A 21863-nucleotide genomic window follows, 5' to 3' on the forward strand; every position below is an offset into this window, starting at 1 on the left:
GTAACAATATCAAAAATCTACTACTTATATTTACGTAGTAGATTTTTTTATTTTAAATACAATATGAAAAATATAATCCTTTCTTCCATTCTTCTTTTAGGAATCCAACAACTTTCAGCACAAGAAACCTCCACTAGAAAAGACAGTCTTCACGGCGGTTTACGACCGGAAAGAACCTGTTTTGATGTATTGCGTTATGATTTAAATATCAAAATCAATCCTGATATAAAATCGATTGTTGGGTACAACGAAATTACATTTAAAACTGTCGAAAACACTAATAAAATTCAACTGGATTTATTCGAAAACATGCAAATTGACAGCATTGTTTTCAATTCAAAAAAACTTTCTTATAAAAGAGAATTCAATGCTGTTTTTATCAATTTTGAAACTTCGCTTTTAAAAAATTCGGAACAAAAAATTCGTTTTTATTATTCCGGAAAACCTTTGGTTGCCAAAAATGCACCTTGGGATGGTGGTTTTGTCTGGAAAAAAGATTCAAACGGAAAAGACTGGATTGGCGTTGCAGTACAAGGAACCGGAGCCAGTTTATGGTATCCTGTAAAAGATACGCAATCGGACGAACCTGATTTTGGCGCAAGCATAAAAGTGGCCGTTCCAAATGGTTTAATGAATGTTTCCAACGGACGATTTCTTGGAAAAGAAGATTTAAAAAATGACTATACCCGTTGGGATTGGGAAGTAAAAAACCCTATCAATACCTATGATATTACAATCAATATTGGCGATTATGTCCGTTTTGGCGAAAACTACAAAGGATTGGATTTGGATTATTATGTTTTGCGTGAAAATTTAGAAAAAGCCAAAACCCAGTTCGAAGAAGTAAAACCAATGATGGATTGCTTTCAAACAAAGTTTGGGGAATATCCTTTCAAAAATGACGGTTACAAATTGGTCGAAACTCCTTATTTAGGTATGGAGCATCAAAGTGCTGTGGCTTACGGAAATAAATACAAAAAAGGATACCTGGGAAGAGATTTGTCCGGAACAGGAATTGGCTTATTATTTGATTTTATTATCATCCATGAAAGCGGCCACGAATGGTTTGGAAACAGCATTACTTCCAAAGATATTGCCGATATGTGGATTCATGAAGGCTTTACCTGTTACTCCGAAACCGTTTTCTTAGAATGCCAATATGGGTATGAAAAAGCGATGAAATACGTAAACGGCCAAGCCAATAATGTTCAAAATGACATTCCTATCATCGGGAAATATGGCGTAAACAAAGAAGGTTCCGGTGATATGTATTACAAAGGATCATTGATGCTAAATACCTTGCGACATGTTATTAATGATGATGCAAAATGGTGGAAAATCATATTGGATTATTCAAACACGTTTCGTCATCAAATTATTGAAACGGAAACGGTAATTGCCTTTTTTAATAAAGCATCAGGCATGAACCTTACGCCTATTTTCAATCAATATTTAAGATATACTACCATTCCGGTTTTGGAACTTCGAAAAAATAAAAAAAAGGTAGAATATCGTTGGAAAACAGCCGAAGCTAATTTTGAAATGCCGGTTGATATTGTTTTTAATGATAAAAAAATAAGACTTCATCCCACTAATGACTGGAAAGTTTCAGGTTTTAAGGTAAAAACCGTAAATGATATTTCAGTTTTAAAAGATCATTTTTATATAGAAGTAAAATAATTTTCTGTAAATATTTTCATATGTAGCTAAATAATAGTAACTTAGACTTAATTTTAAACTCAGTTATTATGGATACTTCTGTAAAAGGTTGGAATAAATGGGCTAATGCACATACCTACTATTCATTGGATATTTTGCGAGTGGCACTTGGTGTTTTTTTAATTATAAAAGGAGCTTATTTTATAACCAATAGCAGGGAATTTGAAGATGTAATTACGCCTGTCAGTAATTTTTTAGGCGGCATGTTTGTTTTCCATTATATCGCCTCTGCTCATATTATGGGTGGCTTTTTGATAATTTTCGGGCTGCTGACAAGATGGTGTATCATTGCACAACTTCCGATTTTAATTGGAGCGGTTGCCATTAATTTTATTGGCGAAATGAATGCCCTAAATCTAATTTTAGCACTATTGACATTAGGGATTTCTATATTTTTCTTATTTTATGGCAGCGGAAAACATTCTGCCGATTATTATTTTAAAATGGAAAAATAGAATTATAATAAACTAAAAAACACACTAATAAACAAATCGTTCATTAGTGCGTTTTTTGTTTATACTGTATTATAAAAAGCTATTTATTGTTTCTTTTCGCATTACTTTCCCGCTTTCTGTTTCTTTAAATTTCGGAACAAATCGAATTTCTTTTGGTTTTTCATATTTGTTCAAAACCTTAAAAATAGTTTCATCAAAGGCTTGTTTGACACTTTCAATAACCAGAATTAATTTTTCACCCAAAGCATCATCCGGAATTCCGGTAACAAAAAACCGAGTCAATATTTTTCCTGAAAGCTTCTCTTCAATTTGTTCCGGTATTAACTTAACTCCACCACTATTTATTACATTGTCAATTCGTCCCAATAAAACAAATTGGTTTTTCGAAACGAGCTCGACCAAATCATTGGTTACCACTTTTTCGTTGGAAATCCTGGGCGCATCAATCACCAGACATTGTCTTTCATCTTGGGAGATCGTTACATTAGGCAAAATTGAAAAAGCCCTCTCTCCAATTTTTTTTGCTGCAATATGGGTAATTGTTTCTGTCATTCCGTAAGTTTCATAAACTTGTGTTGGTAATTTCGACAGTTCAATTCTAAGAGATTCATTTATTTTGGCACCGCCAATAATAAGTTTTTCAACTTTTTTTAATTCCGATATTGAATTTTGAACTTGTAAAGGAACCATAGCTACAAAATCATAATCCGTTACATTATTCAACAAAGGATTCGAACTTGGTGCCACAAAATCCATTTCTAAACCTAAAATAAGTCCGCGAACGAGCATCATTTTTCCGGCAATATATTTTGTTGATAAACAATGTAGGGCTTTATCTCCGATTTTCAGATTAAAAAAATCTCCCGTTGACAATGCTGAAATAACCATAGCCTGCTTCTTTATTTGGATACTTTTTGGCGCACCTGTTGTTCCGGAAGTAGTGAGCTCTATAAATGGTTTTTCATCAAACCAGTCAAGAAGGAAGTTACCGGTATCTTTTTCAAAATCGGTTCCTTCTTTAATCAGACTGGATGCATTATAACACAAATCTTCTTTGCTAAGATGCAAACCATTCCATTTAAAACGATTGTGAACATTATAATAAATTGGATTATTCATTAACTGATATTTCGGTATTTTGAATCGGCATTACTTTTCCGGTTAACTTTTCTTTCCAATTCGTCCATTTGTATTTTTTGGCAAAAATAAGCAAGATGATTGGATACGTAACAGCGATAGAAAGTATCATTTCATTTAGTATATCACTCGGATTTTCAACTCCGGTATATTTAAAAAGTGCATCGGTTTGCAAAGCTGAAAAGTCCGAAGTGATTAATAGTGCCGCCATTAAATTGTTTCCCAAGTGAAAACCTAGAGCTAATTCCAAACTATCGTCCATTAATGTCATGATACCGAGCAATAGTCCGGTTCCTATATAAAATGCCATCACTCCAAAACCCATTTCGGCAACTTCGGGATTGGCACTATGAAACAATCCAAATATAACCGAAGTGGAAATCAATGGAAACCATCGGTTTTTGGCGATAATTCCAATTTGCTGCATCAGGTAACCCCTGAATAAATATTCCTCAAAACCAATTTGAAATGGAAATAACAGGATACTAATTATAAATAACACGGTAAATTTTAGTGGATGAAAATTCCACACAATTGCAGAATTATCCATCGAATAGGAAACAGCAAAACCTACAACTGTCAATAAAACGATTAATCCAAAAGAGAAGAAAATTCTTTTGTAATCTACTTTATTCCTGGAAGTGGTTAAGGACAAAATGCTTCTTTCATGCAAAAAATAAACCAATACAAACAACAATCCCAAAAGGAATGCAAAGGGCAACAAATTGATTACCAACGCCAGATTTTTAGGAATTCCTTTCATCAAATCATAAGTTGCTTGCATCTGTTCTTTTGACATAATGAAGAACATGATAAAATTCATTATGAATATTCCTGTTGCAATTAACGTCGTTATTAAAACGCGCCACCAAATATTATTTCCTTTATACGCTTGTGCTATAAACATTTTCTAAAATTTAATTAATTGAATCATGAGTAGCTATTGCTTCCCTTTTGTTACGCCTAATTTAGCTTAATTTTTAAGTTTTATTCCATTACTTTACAAAAAAATTAAATCCTCATTTAATGATACAAATTTATCACAATTCGCGTTGTTCAAAATCAAGAGAATGTTTGGCTTTTATAGAAGAAACGGGACAAGAATTTGAAGTTATCAAATATCTTGACGACATTCCTTCATTTGAGGAATTAAAAGTGATTATTAAAAAATTAGGAATAAAACCTATTGAATTAGTACGTCAAAAAGAAAAAATCTGGGTAGAAAATTTCAAAGGAAAAGAAATGTCTGATGATGAAATTATCGAAGCCATGATTTTGAACCCGATTCTAATCGAAAGACCTATTATCATTAATGGAGATAAAGCTGTTATTGCCAGACCAATCGAAAAAGCAGCAGCCATTATTTAGAATAATTATACGGATGTTTTAACAAACCTTTATGAATTGGCGCTTAAACCAAATCTTATTTTTGCGGTCTTAAAGCATCTAACCCACTTTCAATAATATGAAACAATTAAAATTTGCAATTACATTCGTATTGCTGTGCACTACATTTTTAAATTTTGCCCAAACAAGACCTTTGGCTAAAAAAATAAAAATTACAGGAACAGTAGTCGAAAAAATCAGCAAACAGCCACTTGAATATGCCACAATCACTTTTTTAAATCCCAAAAACCCAAAAGCAGTTGCCGGAGGAATTACTAATGCAAAAGGGGAATTTGATATTGATATCAATTCTGGTACTTATGATATTAAAATAGAATTTATTTCTTTCAAAATAATTGAACTAAAAGGAAAAAAACTTACTGAAGATACTAATTTAGGTCAAATTGCTTTAGAAGAAGATGCTGCTCAATTGAATGAAGTTGTTATTCGTTCTGAAAAAACTACAGTTGAAATAAAATTAGACAAAAAAGTATACAACGTTGGTACCGATTTAATGGTAAAAGGCGGAACTGTCAGCGATGTTTTAGATAATATCCCATCAGTTTCTGTAGATGTAGAAGGAAATGTAAGTCTTCGCGGAAACGAAAATGTAAGAGTCCTTATCGACGGAAAACCTTCAAATGCCATAAATATAGCCGAAGCGTTACGCCTGATTCCTGCTGACGCGATCGAAAAAGTGGAAGTCATAACCAATCCTTCTGCCAGATATGATGCTGAAGGTGGAGGCGGTTTATTAAATATTATTTTGAAAAAAGGAAAGAATCTTGGTTTAAACGGGACTTTCATTGCAACAACCGGTTATCCGGACAATCATGGTTTGAGCGGAACTTTAAATTTTAAATCTGAAAATTTTAATCTTTTTACAACGCAGGGGTTTAATTACCGAAATAGCCCGGGAAATGCCATGACCGATTCAAGGTATCTGAATGATGATAATTCCACAGAAAGCTACGTAAACGAAAAAAGAGAAAACGACAGATATAACAAAAGTTACAATGGAAACTTTGGTATGGAATGGTATTTAGACAAATCTACATCCTGGACCAACATATTCAATTACAGAAAAAGCAGCGGTGATAATCGTGATGATGTTCTTCAGGATAATTATGATGCGAACTATGTTTACGAATACACCAGAAATCGTATCAACGAAGAAGACAGTAATAGTCAAAACGTGGAATTCTCTACAAATCTGACTAAAAAATTCAAAAAAGAAGGACATAAGCTAACAATGGATGGTTCCTTTTCTTCTAATAATGATATTAACACAGCCTTAATTACTGATTCCCAAAGCAACTCAACTAATATACAGTTAGATAAAACTTTCAGCAATCAAAGTCAAAACAGAAACCTGCTTCAAATAGATTATGTTTTACCTTTTGGAAAAGGAAGCCAATTTGAAGCCGGATACCGCGGTGATTACTCAAAATTAGTAACGGATTATCAAGTAGAAAATAACGGCGTAATCCAAGATAACTTTACCAACACATTGGAATACAAAGAGAAAGTAAATGCACTTTACACACAATATGGTTTAAAAATCAACAAATTTTCTGCACTTTTTGGATTGCGTTGGGAAGATTCTAATATAGATATCAATCAATTGGCCACAAGTGATTTTAACAATAAAAAATACAGCAACTTCTTTCCGAGCGCTTTTTTTACTTATGAATTGTCAGAAGAAAGCAGTACCTCCATCAGCTACAGCCGAAGAATTCAAAGACCAAGAGGAAGAATGTTGAATCCATTTAACAACTTATCAAGTAACATCAATATTTTTGTCGGAAATCCCGATTTAGATCCGGCTTTTACTGATGCTATCGATTTAGGCTATCTTAAACGTTGGAGTAAATTAACTTTCAACACCTCTTTATATGTAAACAAAACCACGGATGCTTTCGAATTTGTTAGAAGAGAATCAGGAGAAATTGTTAACGGAACACCCGTAATCTTAAGCTCTCCTATTAATTTAGCAACAGAATACAGAGCAGGATTTGAGTTTACCCTAAATTACTCCCCTTACAAATGGTGGAAATTAAACGGAAATTTCAACATTTTCCATACTGAAACAGAAGGTGATTTTATTTATACGGATAGCTTTGGAGACGAAATTATACAAAATTTTGACAACACAGCAACTTCATGGTTTGCACGTGTTACCTCAAAAGTAAATTTACCCTACAAAATCGATTGGCAAACCAATGCCTCTTACAATGGCCCACAAAACAGTGCGCAAGGAAAACGTTTAGGGACATTCGGAGCCAATCTTGCTTTTAGCAAAGATGTACTCAAAGACAAAGGAACTCTTTCGTTTAATATCAGCGACGTATTCAATTCCAGAAAAAGAATCATGGAAACCTATATTCCGGGTACTGTAAGTTCCTATTCCGAAATGCAGTGGCGTGAAAGACAATTTACTTTATCATTTACCTACCGTTTTAACAAACAGAAAAATGAAAAAGAAAAACAGCCAAAAAGAGATTCCGAAAATGGAGACGAATTTCAAGGATAAAAAAAAGGACTCGTGAAAACGGGTCCTTTTTTTATAAAACAATCAAACTAAACTGACTGTTGTTTTTTTGCTTTTCGTTCTTTATATCTTTCCCATAAAGCACCGCCAATCCAATATTGAACGAAACCTACCAAAAAGAACATTAACCAAAATCCTATTGTAAGAATGGTTAAGAAAAGTAAAAAGCCTAAATACTGTGAAAATTCAAACATGTTTTCCGGAATTTTGAATGTAGCCACAAATGTATGTTTATTATTTTTTCTTAGCAATAAAAAACCAAATCAATTTTCATAAAATAGTAATTATCCGTATTTTTGAGCTCAGTTTCAGGAGCTATTTCCAGCTATCCGTTGCAATCTTTTCTTTTTTAAAGAAAAAAAGAAAAGGATTTCCACTTCTATCTGGGCTAGGCAACACGTAAACACAAGATAACTAAGTAAATAACCAAATAAACACACAAACTAATGCAAACCGACGAAGTAAACACGCAAATAAAAAACAAAATGGAATACCGAATAGAAAAAGACACCATGGGTGAAGTGCAGGTTCCTGCAGATAAATACTGGGGTGCACAGACTGAACGTTCAAGAAACAATTTCAAAATTGGTCCATCGGCATCGATGCCAAAAGAAATTATCGAAGGTTTTGCCTATTTAAAGAAAGCTGCCGCTTATGCCAATTGTGATTTAGGCGTTTTACCAATCGAAAAACGCGATGCCATCGCAGCCGTTTGCGACGAAATATTAGCAGGGAAATTAGACGACCAATTTCCATTGGTAATCTGGCAAACCGGTTCAGGAACGCAAAGTAACATGAACGTAAACGAAGTGGTGGCCAACCGCGCCCAAGTATTAGCCGGAAATAAAATTGGTGAAGGCGAACAATTCATTAAAGCCAATGACGACGTAAACAAATCACAGTCTTCAAACGATACATATCCAACAGGAATGCACATTGCAGCCTACAAAGCTGTCGTGGAAGTTACTATTCCTGGAGTTGAAAAACTAAGAGATACGCTTCACGCAAAAGCAATTGAGTTTAATAACGTAGTAAAAATTGGCCGTACGCACTTAATGGATGCAACTCCGTTAACATTAGGACAAGAAATTTCAGGATATGTAGCGCAATTGAACTACGGTTTAAAAGCAGTAAAAAATACTTTAGCACATTTATCAGAAGTCGCTTTAGGCGGAACTGCCGTAGGAACAGGATTAAATACACCTCCGGGATACGATGTGAAAGTAGCAGATTATATCGCAAAATTCACAGGACATCCCTTCATAACTGCCGAAAATAAATTCGAAGCTTTAGCGGCTCACGATGCCATTGTAGAAAGTCATGGCGCTTTAAAACAATTAGCGGTTTCATTGAATAAAATTGCAAACGACGTACGTATGTTAGCTTCCGGACCACGTTCAGGAATTGGAGAAATCCTTATTCCGGAAAACGAACCAGGTTCGTCTATCATGCCTGGAAAAGTTAATCCAACACAATGTGAAGCATTAACCATGGTTTGCGCGCAAGTAATGGGTAACGACGTAGCAATTTCAGTTGGTGGAATGCAGGGTCATTATGAATTGAATGTATTCAAACCATTAATGGCGGCCAACTTCTTGCAATCAGCACGTTTATTAGGAGATGCGTGTATGTCTTTTGACGAGCATTGTGCTCAGGGTATCGAACCAAACCTTAAACGTATCAAAGAATTAGTAGACAATTCATTGATGTTGGTTACGGCACTAAATACCAAAATCGGCTATTACAAATCAGCTGAAATCGCTCAAACTGCTCACAAAAACGGAACTACTTTGAAAGAAGAAGCGGTTCGTTTGGGTTATGTTACTGCGGAAGATTTTGATGCTTGGGTAAAACCGGAAGAAATGGTCGGTTCTTTAAAATAATTCATTCTGATAAGTATCAGATTCTTTAATTCTAAAACCTGTAACTTGAGTTGCAGGTTTTTTTATTTATGCAGACCTAACAGGTTTTAAAAACCTGTTAGGTCTTGAATAGACAATATTCAATTCTAAATTAAACCCTACGATTTAATATTATAGGGTTTAATTTTTACTTGTTAAAAAAGCTAAGCTATTATTTAGTAAATTGGATGACACATTCTATGCCCTACTTATATGAAAGAAATTTTAAAGAAACTCCTCTTAGGTAATATTGCAATGGTTGAAAAACCAAAGTATAATCCTATTCAAAAACGGATTCAAAATATAAAGGCAATTTGGAACAACGACCATCAGGATGATGCTGGTGTAGAAAAAATTATTCGACTATTCCTCTCCTCTTCCCAATTGCTTTTTCCCGGAGTTTATATAAAGTATTTAGCCAATAAAAAAGGTCATGAATACCAAGATTTAGCCCTGGATTTTTATATTTTGTTTAAAGTTTCCTTTCCAATATTGATTTTAATCAATCATTGGCAAGACTATAGACTGGTAATTTGGTTTATGGTTTATATATTATTGGAAACCGTCTTGTACATCCCCACCTTAATTTTTGCTTCCGATTTATTTTCAAGACCCCGTTCTTATAAAAGGTCCATTTTATTGCTTTTCATTAACTATTTGGAAATAATATTTGCCTTTGCCGTTTTATATTCTTGCGGAAATTATTTGAACAAGCCTTTCGATCATTGGTTCGATTCCATTTATTTTAGCTTAATTACCTTATCATCGATTGGATATGGCGACTATTATCCGGTTACTACTATCGGAAAAATTTTAGCAAGTACACAGGCTTTGTTATTTCTGTTTTTTGTGGTGTTATTTTTAAATTTTTTCTCCACCAATATAAAAAACAAAGGCTATTTCGACCTTGAAAATGAAGGGTAAATTATAACATCAATCTCGCTTTTTCTAAATCTTCCGGTGTGTCAATTCCTATTCCTACATGGGAAGTTTCGACCATTTTGATTCTTTTTCCATATTCTAAATAACGAAGTTGTTCCAGTTTTTCGGAAGCTTCGAGCGATTTCATAGGCAAACTGTAAAAATCCAGTAAGGCTTGCTTTCTGAAAGCATAAATCCCGATATGCTGCATATAACGAACACCAACATTCACTTCTCTTGGATATGGAATTACGGAACGGGAAAAATACAAGGCAAAATTATTTTGGTCCACCACAACTTTTACATTATTGGGATTATTAATGTCATCCATATTGGTAATTTCTCGCATTAAAGAAGCTAAATCCACTTTATTCTCAGTATCATTTCTGAAAATTTCCAATACTTTTTCTAAAGGTTCTTTGTTGATAAAAGGTTCATCGCCTTGCACATTCACTACAATATCAACATCAAGATTCTCAATAGCTTCAGCAATTCGGTCACTTCCGCTTTCATGCTCCTTAATACTCATAATGGCTTTGCCTCCATTGGAAACAATTTCGTTAAAAATCAATTCCGAATCGGTAACTACAAATACGTCATCAAATAAACTAGTATTTATTGCGGCTTCATACGTTCTGGAAATCACAGTTTTTCCACCTAAATCCTGCATTAATTTTGCTGGAAATCTAGTGGAAGCATATCGTGCGGGAATGACGGCTATTATTTTCATTTTATATTTTTTTAAGCTGAATCTGTAAATTATTCTTCAAAATTTTCGTCCTTGAATCCTATCAAATATAATTTATCTTTTGCTCTGGTAATGGCGGTATACAACCAACGGATATAATCCCGGTTGATTCCGTCTGGCAAATACGGCTGTTCGATAAAAACGGTATTCCATTGTCCACCCTGCGATTTATGACACGTTATAGCATAAGAAAACTTGACTTGCAACGCATTAAAATATTCGTTTTCTTTAACTTTTTGAAACATTTTATATTTCGTTTCGCCTTCGTAATCCTTCATCACTTCTTGATACAATTTGTTGGATTCTTCATAGGTTAATGAGGGCGATTCGCTTGTAATGGTATCCATCAATAGAACGGTTTCAAAAGGAATCTGTTTCGGATAATCGACCATCCTAATTTTGACTTTAGCAAACTTGAAACCATATAGTTCCTGAATGTTGAAAATTTCTAATACTTCAATAATATCACCATTGGCAATAAATCCGGCTTCGTCTGTTTCTTTTAACCAAAAGTAATTATTTTTTACGACCATCAGAAAATCGCCTGTTGATAATTCGCTTTCTTTATCGAGGATTTTCGTTCTGATTTGTTGGTTGTATTGGTTCGCTCTTTTATTGGAACGCACTATAAATGCGGTGTCTTCGATACTGTAATTGCTGTACGCCGAATTAATCGCATCCTGAATATCATACCCGTCTGAAAGACGTACAATATCTTTGAATCCTCTTAATTTAAATTGGAAATCAGTAATAAAATGTTCTTTCAACACTTCTCGAAGTTCGGTTGCATTGTATAAAATTCCGGAATTTTCTTCCTGTCGCATGACTTCATCCAATTCGATGTGTTTTATTTCTTTGTCATAATTCATTCCTAAAGAGTCAATATTCAGGGCGGGAGAAATATCTAAATTTACCGGTGGCAATTGTGCGGTATCACCCAATAAAATCATTTTGCAATTGGTTCCCGAATACACATACGAAATCAAATCATCTAATAAAGAACCATTTTCATACATTTTACTTTCGGAATTGGTATCCGAAATCATCGAAGCTTCATCGACTATGAAAAAGGTGTTTTTGTGTTTGTTCTGCTGCATCGTGAAACTCACGCCTCCTCCACTTCCTTTTTTGGGAAAATAGATTTTTTTATGAATGGTAAAAGCCGGTTTATTCGAATAATTGGCAATCACTTTCGCGGCACGACCTGTTGGCGCCAACAAAACATATTTTTTATTGATTTCGACGAGATTGTTTACAATGGTAGAAATGACGGTAGTTTTCCCGGTTCCGGCATACCCTTTCAAAACAAAAATCTCGTTATTATCATCGTTGGTAATGAATTCCGCTATTTGTTGGAAGAAAATATCCTGTTTTAACGTGGGGTTAAAAGGAAATTGTCGACTCAAAAGATTATAGAAAGCGCTGGAACTCATTTGGAATTTATTTAATGGCAAAGTACGCAAAGTTTGTTCTGTTTTGGAATCGAAATTTGATAAAAATGCTAAAAAAATAGTCCTTAGCCCCGATTGCAAAGGAAATCCTTTTTGTTGCTTCTTTAGCAACAATAAAGATTGAAACGGAAAGCGGGAACTGCATTGATAAAAAAGCCCTAAGTTTATGCTCCTAAAAATTATAGTCATTTAAAAAATTTGTAAGTTTGCGAACATCTGAAAAACTCCATGTCGATTAACACGAACATTACCGAAAAAAAATACAAGAAACTGGCTATTCAAGTAACTTTGAATGGGTTTTCGTTTTGTGTTTTTGATACGTTGCATCAATCGGTTTTGGTGGTGGAAACGATTGATTTTGGAACTTTTCCTAAAGCTTCGAAAGTGGAAGATCATTTTTGGAAAGCTTTTTTAGACCACAAGGAATTGACAAAAACGTATGACGAAGTGGTGGTGATTCATGACAATAATCTCAATACTTTTGTCCCAAAAGCCTTGTTTGACGAAGAATATTTAGGCAGTTATCTGCAATACAACACTAAGGTTTTTGAGACTGATTTCTTTGCTTTTGACGTCATTGCAAATTACGAAATGAACAACGTGTTTATTCCGTATGTGAATATCAATAATTATTTGTTGGATCAGTTCGAGACTTTCGATTACAAACAGGTAAATAGTATTTTGGTTTCGAAATTATTGGATTTTTCTAAAAATGTGGATGAAAAGCAGGTTTTCGTTCATTTTTCGGCAGATAAATTCGAAATTATAGTGGTTCAGAATCAGAAATTATTGTTGTTCAATTCTTTTGATTATAAAACCAAGGAAGATTTTATTTACTATTTATTGTTTACCGCAGAGCAATTGAATTTGAATCCGGAGCATTTTAGATTACAGTTATTAGGCGATATTTCGGAAGAAAGCGAATTGTTTGAAATCGCATTTAAATATATTAGAAACGTTTCATTGTTGGATGTTTCCGAATTACAAAAACACAATGATTTTTCAAAGGCTCAAAACTTAAAGCATTTTATACTTTTTCAATCGTGAGAATAATTTCAGGTAAATTTAAAGGAAGACGCATTTTTCCACCCAAAGGCTTACCGGTTCGTCCAACGACGGATATGAGTAAGGAAGCCTTGTTTAATGTTTTGAACAACCATTTTAGCTTTGAAGGGCTAAAAATATTGGATTTATTTGCCGGAACAGGTAACATCAGTTATGAATTTGCTTCTCGCGGAAGCGATAATATTACTTCGGTTGATGCTGATTTTGGTTGTGTAAAATTCATCAAACAAGTCGCGGAAGAATATGATTTTAATATCGCTGCAATGAGAAGCGATGTTTTTAAATTCCTGGAAAAGAATAATAATTCCTATGATATTATTTTTGCCGATCCACCTTATGCCTTAGACCAAGCCACATTTGAGAAAATTGTATTGCTGGTTTTTGAGCAGGAATTACTTCGTGAAGATGGCATGATGGTTATTGAACATTCCAAATACACGAAACTGGATCATCTGATAAACTTTTCTTTTAAAAAGAGTTATGGCGGTTCTATTTTTAGCTTTTTTGAAATTGACGGAAATAGTGAAGAAGAAGTAAAAGAAGGATTGGATTCAACGGAAGAAGGATAGTTTTTTTTATTTAAAAAGGAGCTTTTTATTTGAATCCTAAAAGAGGAGTCTGGTTGTTAGTCTGCTGATTTATTTTTATCAGCGGCAGCGATAACAATCAAAGCAAAAATAAGCGCAATACTATATTCCATTCCTCCTGTTCCGTGTTCACCAACAAACCAGCCAAGTTCGGCGTGGATTACAATTATTCCAACTATTAGCATTAAAATAAAACCAAGTGCCAGCCATTTTGTAAAATAGCCAAGTGTCATTAGTATACCGCCTGCAATTTCAAAAAATGTAATTATCCAAACGACAGCCGTACCCATCATAAAACCTTGACTGGATAGAAAATCGGCAAATTGACTCACCGCTCCATTAGTTATTCGAACAACAGCATGAGCAATAAATAATATGGCTACACAAACTCTCAATAAAATAAGGGAAGTATTTAAACTGATAAAAGGAAACTTTTTCATGCTAAAATTTTGAAATCTAAATGTAATAAAAATATTATGATTTCAAAATTTCATCATTGTAGTTTTAAAAAAAATGCAGACCTATAAGCCGGGTTCTGTATCCGCCGTTAGGCAAATCCTTATCATTTATCTAGGCTTACAATTACTCATAAGCTCCATCTTTCTACCCTTCAACAACGGGCGAGTGACCCTTAAATGTTGATATACTTGAAATTTCACCGCATAGAGTTTACCTGTTTTCACTACAGCATTACCTGTACATACTTTCTGCTGCACTTGTCCTAAATTGATTGCTCAACCCGACGGGTGTTACCCGCTATGCTACTCTGTGGTGTCCGGACTTTCCTCCCTCTTGATTGCTCAAAACGGCGATAAGGCGGTCTGCGGTGCAAATTTACAACATTTAATTTGCGATTTACGCATTTGGTTACCTAGTTTAACAAGACTTTTACAATCAATTAATAATAAAATAGTTACCTTTAATACAAACAACTAATCTTCTATTGCTATGTCACAAATGTATCATTATGCCACGGTTTCTGAGGCTTTAAACGAATTAAACGAAAAAGGTTTCACCATAGATTTCAATCTTCATGAAGAGGATATTAAAAAAAATCCGCATCAATATCAAATTGAACATGTTTACCGTTACGAAGGCAATACCGATCCTGGGGACGAAGCGGTTGTTTATGGTATAAAATCCAGTTCAGGCCAAAAAGGCGTTTTTGTGGCCGGATTTTCTGCCAATTCAGACAATGATGCTGCCCGTGTTTTGAATGAGTTAAGTACCAAAGGACGAGAAATAAGTTGATTTAAAGACTTGATATTGAATACTAATTGATTCTCATCCCTATTATATTTAAACAAGAAAATAATATAATTATAAGGGCTATAAAATAAAACCTACTCAGTAACTAATAAAAAAAAGGTCAAAAAAACCAACAAAATCAATACTTCACAACAAAAAAGGTCTAAAACACTCCAAAAATAAAAGGTGCATTTATCTACCGTTTAGTACCATTGATCTACCATTGCTATTACCTTTTTTAAACGCTCTAAACGATTAACTACCATTGAATCGTACGATGCCAACGGAAATTTGAAATTATATAGCATGGCGTTAATGCCCGCGCCATATATTGATATTGTCGTTCCTGATTCTACACTACCATCAACAATAGGAAATTTTGAACTATACGGTAGTTTTTTTACGCCAACAATGACGGTGGTTTTTACAAGCCAAACAGTTAATTATTTTAATTTTCACAATTCAAATTGGATAACTGTTAATGTGACGACGGGCGCAACGGAAGGACTTTTTTCTATTGTTTTAAACAATGGAATTAGTAGAACATTCAATAACGCATATCAGGTTATTTTAGGAACAATTTTAATTCCGACCGCAAGTGATTGGAATAGTTTAGTTTATGCTGATGTAACAACTAACGGAACGTTGAAAATGCAATATTCAGGATTAAAGGCTGAGGGAAAACTAAATACCTCTTTTTTCACAATACCTGCAAGTGGTTTCTTTCGTTTCTTGTGGTCTTACAATAAAAGTCCGTATCATCCAACGCCAATAGGAGCCTCAACAAATAGACGTTTATATTTTAAAAAAGTATCTGATAATTCTATATTTTGTTATATAAGTATTTGGATTTCGTCAGCGTCAACTTGCGATGTTACTGCACATTATGGTGATGGAACTTTAATCGGCTATATAGGCCCGGCATCTACTTACGCAGACACAGTGTTTTCTTTAAGACGCACGGGGTCTTTAATGCAATTCTTTATGAATGATACAATGAAATTCATAATAACAGACCCAAGTGTTGAAATGAAAGTTGAAATTGACATGTTAGGTTTAGATATTATAGGAATAAAAGGCATTTTATAAAATAATAATTATGAGCGCACAACTAGTAATAGACCACATAGTAGAAGAAAGGGGAATTAACCTCAATACCCTCACGGATAAAGATTTCAGTCAATTCAATTGGTTAAATGAGCGAGAGCCTATTTACAACATGAAAGGTCAGAAAGTTTCCAAATCGTATTATTTCGCAAACAAAAAAGAAGCCATTAGAATAGTTTACGAACGTTTATTTGGCGACCATGAATATGAAGGAATCGTTTATCCTAATACATTTATTGGCGTAAAATCAAATATGCACTGGATAGATTGGGCGGGCGAAATTGGCGCATCAAAAGCCATGCAGCCGTATTATTTCAGATTAGAACCTGTATTTAACAGAGTAGACGAAAACACCGTTAAAATCACTTTTTCAAGCCAAAAGCAACGAGCCATTTTAAAATCAGAAAGATACTCCGCAGATGATTATTTGCAGGCGCAAAACCCTGATTTGTATGCGTTGTTATATGCAAGATACACATCGGATTATGAGTTTTATTTAAAGACGGGCAAAAAGGAAAAGTTAGTTTTAGCTATGAATTCAGAAACAAACCCGGATATAAATGCGGTTTTTGACAATGAAGTTTTTGGATATGAACCCAGAACGGTTAAAGAATTAATTTTAATGAATTTACAGTAATATGGGAACCGCTCTAGCTATTGTAGCATTATTACTTTCGGCCATACTCTTTCCGTTAGGGCTGCTGATGACCTTTTTTATCAACTTATATAAAAGGCGTTGGCGATTTTCCTTTAACCGATTAGATCAGCAATTTTTAAGTATTGCCACGAGTATAGACGCCTCCGGCAATGTGGTATGCAAAGACTTGTTTAACCTGATTTTAATAAAGAAAGGAGGTTATCAATTTGGCAAGCGCAAAGAAACTATTTCGAGTGTGCTTGGTAAAAATCAGCGCGATGGCACTCTAACTAAGCTTGGTAAAAAAGTTGCTTTTATCCTGGACGAAATGGATGATGAGCATTGCTTTAAAAGCATCGATGTTTTAGTGTAATTCTCAGGAGGACGGGAAGTAAAAATAGTCCTCCGACATTTAATAAAAACTCTCACATCTTAATTAAAATTGTTGCACTAAAGCCACAGTCAGAGGACATAATATGTCTTCGGGTTGTGGCTTTAGTGTATTTATAATTATAGATGTGAGAATTGCAAATATAATCAATCATCAATCAAAAAACGAATATTAAAAATGAAAATGAAACAAAAAAAGTACACCACGGCACCGTTGCCGTTTATGGGTCAGAAAAGAAGGTTTTTAACCGAAGTAAAAAAAGTATTGGATAAATGTCCGGCTCATGCAACCTATGTTGATTTATTCGGAGGTTCCGGATTATTGTCACATACAGTTAAATCATACTATCCCGAAGCATCTGTAATTTATAACGATTACGATAATTATAGAGAACGATTGTTAAATGTTGAGAAAACAAACGTTTTAATAAAAGATATCCGGGCAATCCTTACAGATGTACCAAAAGATAAAAAAGTGCCGGAAAACGAAAAGAAACGCATACTAAAACGGGTTTTTGAAGAACAAAGCATAGTTGGGTATGTTGATTATATTACTTTGTCCAGTTCAATTTTGTTTAGCATGAAGTATGTGCTGAGCTATGACGAATTGAAGGCACAAACGATGTATAATTGCGTTCGTCAATCGGAATATAATACAGATGGCTACCTTGACGGTTTAATTATTGAATCGAAAGATTATAAGGAGCTGTTTGAACAATATAAGAATGTACCTAATGTGGTATTCCTAGTAGACCCACCTTATTTGTCAACTGAAACCGGTACCTATAAAAGTTATTGGAAACTAAAAGATTATTTGGATGTGTTGACCGTACTTGAAGGAACCAATTACCTTTATTTCACCTCAAATAAGTCGCAAATAGTAGAGTTATGTGACTGGATCGAAACAAGAACGTATAAAGGGAATCCGTTTGATGGTTCAACAACTGTGAGTATGAACAATGCCGTAAACTACAATTCAAGCTATACGGACATCATGCTTTATAAGTGTTGGGATAGCTCGACGACTTAATAATGTTTAAATAGTGTTTAAATTGTATTTAAAAAGGCCTCGAACTAATCGAGGCCTTTTTGCTATATTTGTCCTAGAAAGTGCACGTTTCATTTTGGATTTTTGCACATTTCATTTTTTCGATTATAATTATTTCTTGTTTATTTTTTTTTTATTTTTCTTCATTTTAAAATTCTATTCGAATTTTCTTAAAACTATATTTATTGGTAAAATGAGTTGAAATTATTTTCGTTAAATAAATAAATTACCAAATAAACAAATCAACAAAAATCCTATATTTGTCATCCAATAAAAATCTATGGAACAATTTGTAGTTTCGGCACGTAAATATCGTCCTCAAACATTTAAAGATGTTGTAGGACAGCAAGCCATTACGAATACTTTATTGAATGCCATAGAAACCAATCATTTGGCCTCTGCCCTATTATTTACTGGCCCCAGAGGTGTTGGAAAAACAACTTGTGCACGAATTTTGGCTCGGAAAATCAACCAACCTGGCTATGACGATCCGAATGAAGATTTTGCTTTCAATGTTTTTGAATTGGATGCGGCTTCGAACAACTCGGTAGATGATATTCGGAACTTAATTGACCAAGTACGTATTCCGCCACAAACGGGAAAATATAAAGTTTATATTATTGATGAGGTTCATATGTTGTCTTCGGCTGCGTTTAATGCATTCCTGAAAACTCTGGAAGAACCGCCAAAACATGCGATTTTTATTTTGGCTACGACCGAAAAACATAAAATCATTCCAACCATACTTTCTCGTTGTCAGATTTTTGATTTCAAAAGAATCACCGTTAAAGATGCCAAAGAACATCTTGCTGATGTAGCAAATAATCAAGGTGTTATTTTTGAAGATGATGCTTTGCATATTATTGCTCAAAAAGCCGATGGTGCGATGCGTGATGCTTTGTCTATTTTCGACAGAGTCGTTTCGTATTGTGGTACTAATTTGACACGTCAGGCCGTTACTGAAAACCTGAACGTATTAGATTATGAAACTTACATTAATGTAACCGACTTAATTTTGGAGAATAAAATTCCGGCGATATTGATGGCTTACAACGATATTCTTTCTAAAGGTTTCGACGGACATCATTTTGTATCTGGATTGGCTTCGCATTTTAGGGATTTATTGGTCAGCAAGACACCTTCGACATTATCATTATTAGAAGTTGGCGAACAAGCCCAAAAACTATATGCCGTTCAATCGCAAAAAGCATCTCAAGGTTTTTTATTGAAAGGAATTGAAATCGCTAATGATTGTGATTTGAAATATAAAGTCAGTCAAAATCAACGATTATTGGTCGAACTTTGTTTGATGCAATTAGCCTCTATCACTTTTGATGGAGAAAAAAAAAAGTTGACGGATTTATAATTCCACCTAATTATTTCTACAAAAAAATTCTTGAAATTGTCGTAAATTCTCCTGAAATAATGGACATTCCAGCTATTTCACAACTTCAAAAACCTATTGATGAACAACCGGAAACTGTTATTCCAGTTGTTGCTTCTATTCCAAAAATTGTGATTCCTTTTGGAAACGAACTGAAAGTTTCCGCTTTTTCGTTATCGAGTATTCGTGCCAAAAAAGAACTGCAGGAATCCAGTAAATCTTTTGTAAAAGCAGAAACACATTTACCAACTGAAGAATTTACAGAAAACGATATGTTGCTGCAATGGAACAAATACGCGCAGCGTTTAGGTGATAAGGGTCACAAAATCATGGAATCCTTATTATTGATAAATGACCCTGTTTTAAACGGAATAGCTATAACTCTCGAATTACCAAACGAAGGCTCAAAGATTGATTTTGAAACCGAAAAACATGGTTTATTAGGTCATTTACGAGGACATTTGCACAATCACAACATTACTATTGAAGTAACCGTAAATGAAAATGTAGAGACCAAACAAGCTTTTACCACTCAGGAAAAATACAATCGTTTGTGCGAAAAAAATCCAAATTTAGAATTATTAAGAAAGACGTTTGATTTGGATATTTAACTTAATTATTCTTTTCAGAATTTATTATTATCTCAATTCTTTTGTTTGGAACAAGCCAAATCAAAGCTACTAAAATGTATATAGCTCCAGAAATCCATTCGTTGTAAAATGAAAATAATATGGCAATAAAATATAAAACAGGTGATGCTTTTCCTTTAAAATTTTTGCCCACAGCTTTAGCAAGAATATTGTTTTCTCCCTCGCTGGCAATAATTTGATTTTGTAAAATCCAATAGGCAATAGCCGCCATAAAAAGAACTACACCATATAGTGTCATTGTTGCTTTTGCAAAATGGTTTTCTCCCATCCAACCTGAAGTAAAAGGAATTAAAGACAACCAAAAAAGTAAATGCAGATTAGCCCAAAGTATTTTTCCATTTGTTTTTGATGCGCTCTGCAACATATGATGGTGATTATTCCAATAAATCGCTATGTAAATAAAGCTTAAAATATAACTAAGGAAAACAGGATATAATTCTAGAAGCGAACTAAAATTTCCTCCTTCAGGAACTTTAATTTCCAAAACCATAATGGTAATAATTATAGCTAAAACGCCATCACTAAATGCTTCTAAACGAGTTTTATTCATTTTTTAAATTTAAATTTTCCCGTAATATAACGCTTTCACAATTCCATCTGAAAGTCCAATCTTTGGAACATAAATATTTCTGGCGCCACTCCATTTCATGGCATTAAGATAAACGCGAATGGCCGGAATGATTACATCGGCACGATCGGGATTCAGGCCTAATTCAGAAATTCTTTGTTCATAGGTCAGTGAATTCAAAAATGTGTATTGTGAATTCATATAAATATAAGACAAGGGCTTTTCTTGTGGTTTACCCGACATTTTGAAAATTTTATTGATGTTTCCGCCCGAACCGATTAAGGTAATCTGATCGTAATCTTCAGTTTTGGTTTTTATCCATTTTTCAATTTCACTCCAAACGATTTCACTTACTACTTCATTTAGCAGACGAACTGTTCCTGCTTTGAAAGATTTGGAAGCCACCATTTTTCCATTAGAAAAAAGAGAGAATTCGGTGCTTCCCCCACCAACATCCACATAAAGATAGGTTTGGTCTGTTTTTAACAAATAATGCAAATCGGTTGAAGCAATAATCGCGGCTTCTTTTTTACCATCTATGATTTCTATTTTAATGTCGGATTTCTTTTTTATAATATCAACCACTTCAGTACCATTGGAAGCTTCACGCATAGCCGATGTGGCACAAGCCATGTATTTTTCGACTTTATGCACTTTCATTAATAACTTAAATGCCTTCATAGCATCAATCATTCTTTCTATGTTTTCTTCTGAAATTTCACCAACAGTAAAGGCATCCTGACCCAAACGAATAGGAACACGAACTAAAGCACTTTTGTTAAACTGGGTTTCTTTTCCTTCTGCTTCTACAATATTGGTAACCAAAAGACGCATCGCATTGGAACCGATATCTATAGCTGCGTATTTTTTTATTGAAATCATTTTGCTCTTAATTCGTTTATATGTTTAA

At 34.1% G+C, this 21863-nt stretch carries 23 protein-coding genes and 1 other RNA gene; 15 read left to right on the forward strand and 9 right to left on the reverse strand.

The features are described 5' to 3' along the window. Positions 1–63 precede the first annotated feature (63 nt). Together VI621_RS03900 and VI621_RS03905 are read left to right on the forward strand one after the other, a co-directional pair. Positions 64–1680, forward strand: a complete 1617-nt coding sequence (locus VI621_RS03900; RefSeq protein ID WP_324217067.1) for a M1 family metallopeptidase — start codon at positions 64–66, stop codon at positions 1678–1680. Between the two features lie 68 nt (positions 1681–1748). After that, positions 1749–2174, forward strand: coding sequence for a DoxX family protein (locus VI621_RS03905; RefSeq protein WP_324217068.1), 426 nt, complete (start codon positions 1749–1751; stop codon positions 2172–2174). A gap of 69 nt (positions 2175–2243) precedes the next feature. Here VI621_RS03905 and VI621_RS03910 read toward each other — a convergent pair whose 3' ends face one another. Continuing rightward, complete coding sequence (locus VI621_RS03910) at positions 2244–3293, reverse strand: AMP-binding protein (protein ID WP_324217069.1); 1050 nt, start codon at positions 3291–3293, stop codon at positions 2244–2246. Next, on the reverse strand, positions 3286–4218 hold the full coding sequence (locus tag VI621_RS03915) for a type II CAAX endopeptidase family protein (RefSeq protein WP_324217070.1): 933 nt from the start codon (positions 4216–4218) through the stop codon (positions 3286–3288). Before VI621_RS03915 ends, VI621_RS03910 begins: the two co-directional genes overlap by 8 nt. Positions 4219–4337: 119 nt before the next feature. Here VI621_RS03915 and arsC point away from each other — a divergent pair, with 119 nt between their 5' ends. Then, positions 4338–4679 carry an arsenate reductase (glutaredoxin) gene (gene arsC / locus VI621_RS03920; RefSeq protein ID WP_324217071.1) on the forward strand — a complete coding sequence of 114 codons (342 nt, stop codon included), beginning with the start codon at positions 4338–4340 and terminating at the stop codon, positions 4677–4679. A 97-nt stretch (positions 4680–4776) separates the two neighbouring features. After that, complete coding sequence (locus VI621_RS03925; RefSeq protein ID WP_324217072.1) at positions 4777–7230, forward strand: TonB-dependent receptor domain-containing protein; 2454 nt, start codon at positions 4777–4779, stop codon at positions 7228–7230. Between the two features lie 47 nt (positions 7231–7277). Here VI621_RS03925 and VI621_RS03930 read toward each other — a convergent pair whose 3' ends face one another. After that, a complete protein-coding gene (locus tag VI621_RS03930; protein ID WP_324217094.1) occupies positions 7278–7469 on the reverse strand; it encodes a hypothetical protein in 192 nt (63 codons plus the stop codon). A gap of 264 nt (positions 7470–7733) precedes the next feature. Here VI621_RS03930 and fumC point away from each other — a divergent pair, with 264 nt between their 5' ends. Together fumC and VI621_RS03940 are read left to right on the forward strand one after the other, a co-directional pair. Further along, positions 7734–9131: a class II fumarate hydratase gene (gene fumC / locus VI621_RS03935; protein ID WP_324217093.1), complete on the forward strand. Its 1398-nt coding sequence runs from the start codon at positions 7734–7736 to the stop codon at positions 9129–9131. A 231-nt stretch (positions 9132–9362) separates the two neighbouring features. Next, positions 9363–10073 carry a potassium channel family protein gene (locus VI621_RS03940; RefSeq protein WP_324217073.1) on the forward strand — a complete coding sequence of 237 codons (711 nt, stop codon included), beginning with the start codon at positions 9363–9365 and terminating at the stop codon, positions 10071–10073. A 1-nt stretch (position 10074) separates the two neighbouring features. Here VI621_RS03940 and kdsB read toward each other — a convergent pair whose 3' ends face one another. Continuing rightward, a complete protein-coding gene (gene kdsB / locus VI621_RS03945; RefSeq protein ID WP_324217074.1) occupies positions 10075–10800 on the reverse strand; it encodes a 3-deoxy-manno-octulosonate cytidylyltransferase in 726 nt (241 codons plus the stop codon). A gap of 29 nt (positions 10801–10829) precedes the next feature. Next, positions 10830–12251 carry an ATP-dependent DNA helicase gene (locus VI621_RS03950; protein ID WP_324217075.1) on the reverse strand — a complete coding sequence of 474 codons (1422 nt, stop codon included), beginning with the start codon at positions 12249–12251 and terminating at the stop codon, positions 10830–10832. Positions 12252–12497: 246 nt separating this feature from the next. Here VI621_RS03950 and VI621_RS03955 point away from each other — a divergent pair, with 246 nt between their 5' ends. Both VI621_RS03955 and VI621_RS03960 read left to right on the forward strand, forming a co-directional pair. Continuing rightward, on the forward strand, positions 12498–13316 hold the full coding sequence (locus tag VI621_RS03955; RefSeq protein ID WP_324217076.1) for a DUF3822 family protein: 819 nt from the start codon (positions 12498–12500) through the stop codon (positions 13314–13316). After that, on the forward strand, positions 13313–13903 hold the full coding sequence (locus VI621_RS03960) for an RsmD family RNA methyltransferase (RefSeq protein WP_324217077.1): 591 nt from the start codon (positions 13313–13315) through the stop codon (positions 13901–13903). The genes VI621_RS03955 and VI621_RS03960 overlap by 4 nt, the downstream gene beginning before the upstream one ends. Positions 13904–13959: 56 nt before the next feature. Here VI621_RS03960 and VI621_RS03965 read toward each other — a convergent pair whose 3' ends face one another. Together VI621_RS03965 and rnpB are read right to left on the reverse strand one after the other, a co-directional pair. Further along, the gene (locus VI621_RS03965) at positions 13960–14361 is read right to left on the reverse strand and encodes a DoxX family protein (protein ID WP_324217078.1); all 402 of its coding nucleotides are present in this window, start codon (positions 14359–14361) and stop codon (positions 13960–13962) included. Between the two features lie 68 nt (positions 14362–14429). Then, positions 14430–14749, reverse strand: an RNA gene (gene rnpB / locus VI621_RS03970) — RNase P RNA component class A. A gap of 120 nt (positions 14750–14869) precedes the next feature. On the opposite strand from rnpB, the gene VI621_RS03975 reads away from it, so the two are divergent. The 7 genes from VI621_RS03975 (at position 14870) to VI621_RS04005 (ending at position 20346) form a co-directional block, all read left to right on the forward strand. Further along, complete coding sequence (locus tag VI621_RS03975) at positions 14870–15172, forward strand: hypothetical protein (protein WP_324217079.1); 303 nt, start codon at positions 14870–14872, stop codon at positions 15170–15172. 303 nt (positions 15173–15475) lie between these two features. After that, entirely contained in the window at positions 15476–16258 is a 783-nt protein-coding gene (locus tag VI621_RS03980; RefSeq protein ID WP_324217080.1) for a hypothetical protein, read from the forward strand. A 10-nt stretch (positions 16259–16268) separates the two neighbouring features. Further along, a complete protein-coding gene (locus VI621_RS03985; protein WP_324217081.1) occupies positions 16269–16913 on the forward strand; it encodes a hypothetical protein in 645 nt (214 codons plus the stop codon). A gap of 1 nt (position 16914) precedes the next feature. Next, complete coding sequence (locus VI621_RS03990) at positions 16915–17286, forward strand: hypothetical protein (protein ID WP_324217082.1); 372 nt, start codon at positions 16915–16917, stop codon at positions 17284–17286. A gap of 201 nt (positions 17287–17487) precedes the next feature. Next, positions 17488–18333, forward strand: coding sequence for a DNA adenine methylase (locus VI621_RS03995; RefSeq protein ID WP_324217083.1), 846 nt, complete (start codon positions 17488–17490; stop codon positions 18331–18333). A 298-nt stretch (positions 18334–18631) separates the two neighbouring features. Beyond that, on the forward strand, positions 18632–19717 hold the full coding sequence (gene dnaX, locus VI621_RS04000) for a DNA polymerase III subunit gamma/tau (RefSeq protein ID WP_324217084.1): 1086 nt from the start codon (positions 18632–18634) through the stop codon (positions 19715–19717). Positions 19718–19776: 59 nt separating this feature from the next. Then, positions 19777–20346: a DNA polymerase III subunit gamma/tau gene (locus VI621_RS04005; protein WP_324217085.1), complete on the forward strand. Its 570-nt coding sequence runs from the start codon at positions 19777–19779 to the stop codon at positions 20344–20346. Between the two features lies 1 nt (position 20347). On the opposite strand, the gene VI621_RS04010 is transcribed toward VI621_RS04005, so the two are convergent. After that, positions 20348–20935 carry a TMEM175 family protein gene (locus tag VI621_RS04010; RefSeq protein ID WP_324217086.1) on the reverse strand — a complete coding sequence of 196 codons (588 nt, stop codon included), beginning with the start codon at positions 20933–20935 and terminating at the stop codon, positions 20348–20350. A gap of 9 nt (positions 20936–20944) precedes the next feature. Next, positions 20945–21835, reverse strand: a complete 891-nt coding sequence (locus tag VI621_RS04015) for an exopolyphosphatase (protein WP_324217087.1) — start codon at positions 21833–21835, stop codon at positions 20945–20947. Between the last annotated feature and the right edge of the window lie 28 nt (positions 21836–21863).

Origin of the sequence: Flavobacterium sp. (genome assembly GCF_035292545.1) — a bacterium.
Taxonomy (GTDB): domain Bacteria; phylum Bacteroidota; class Bacteroidia; order Flavobacteriales; family Flavobacteriaceae; genus Flavobacterium.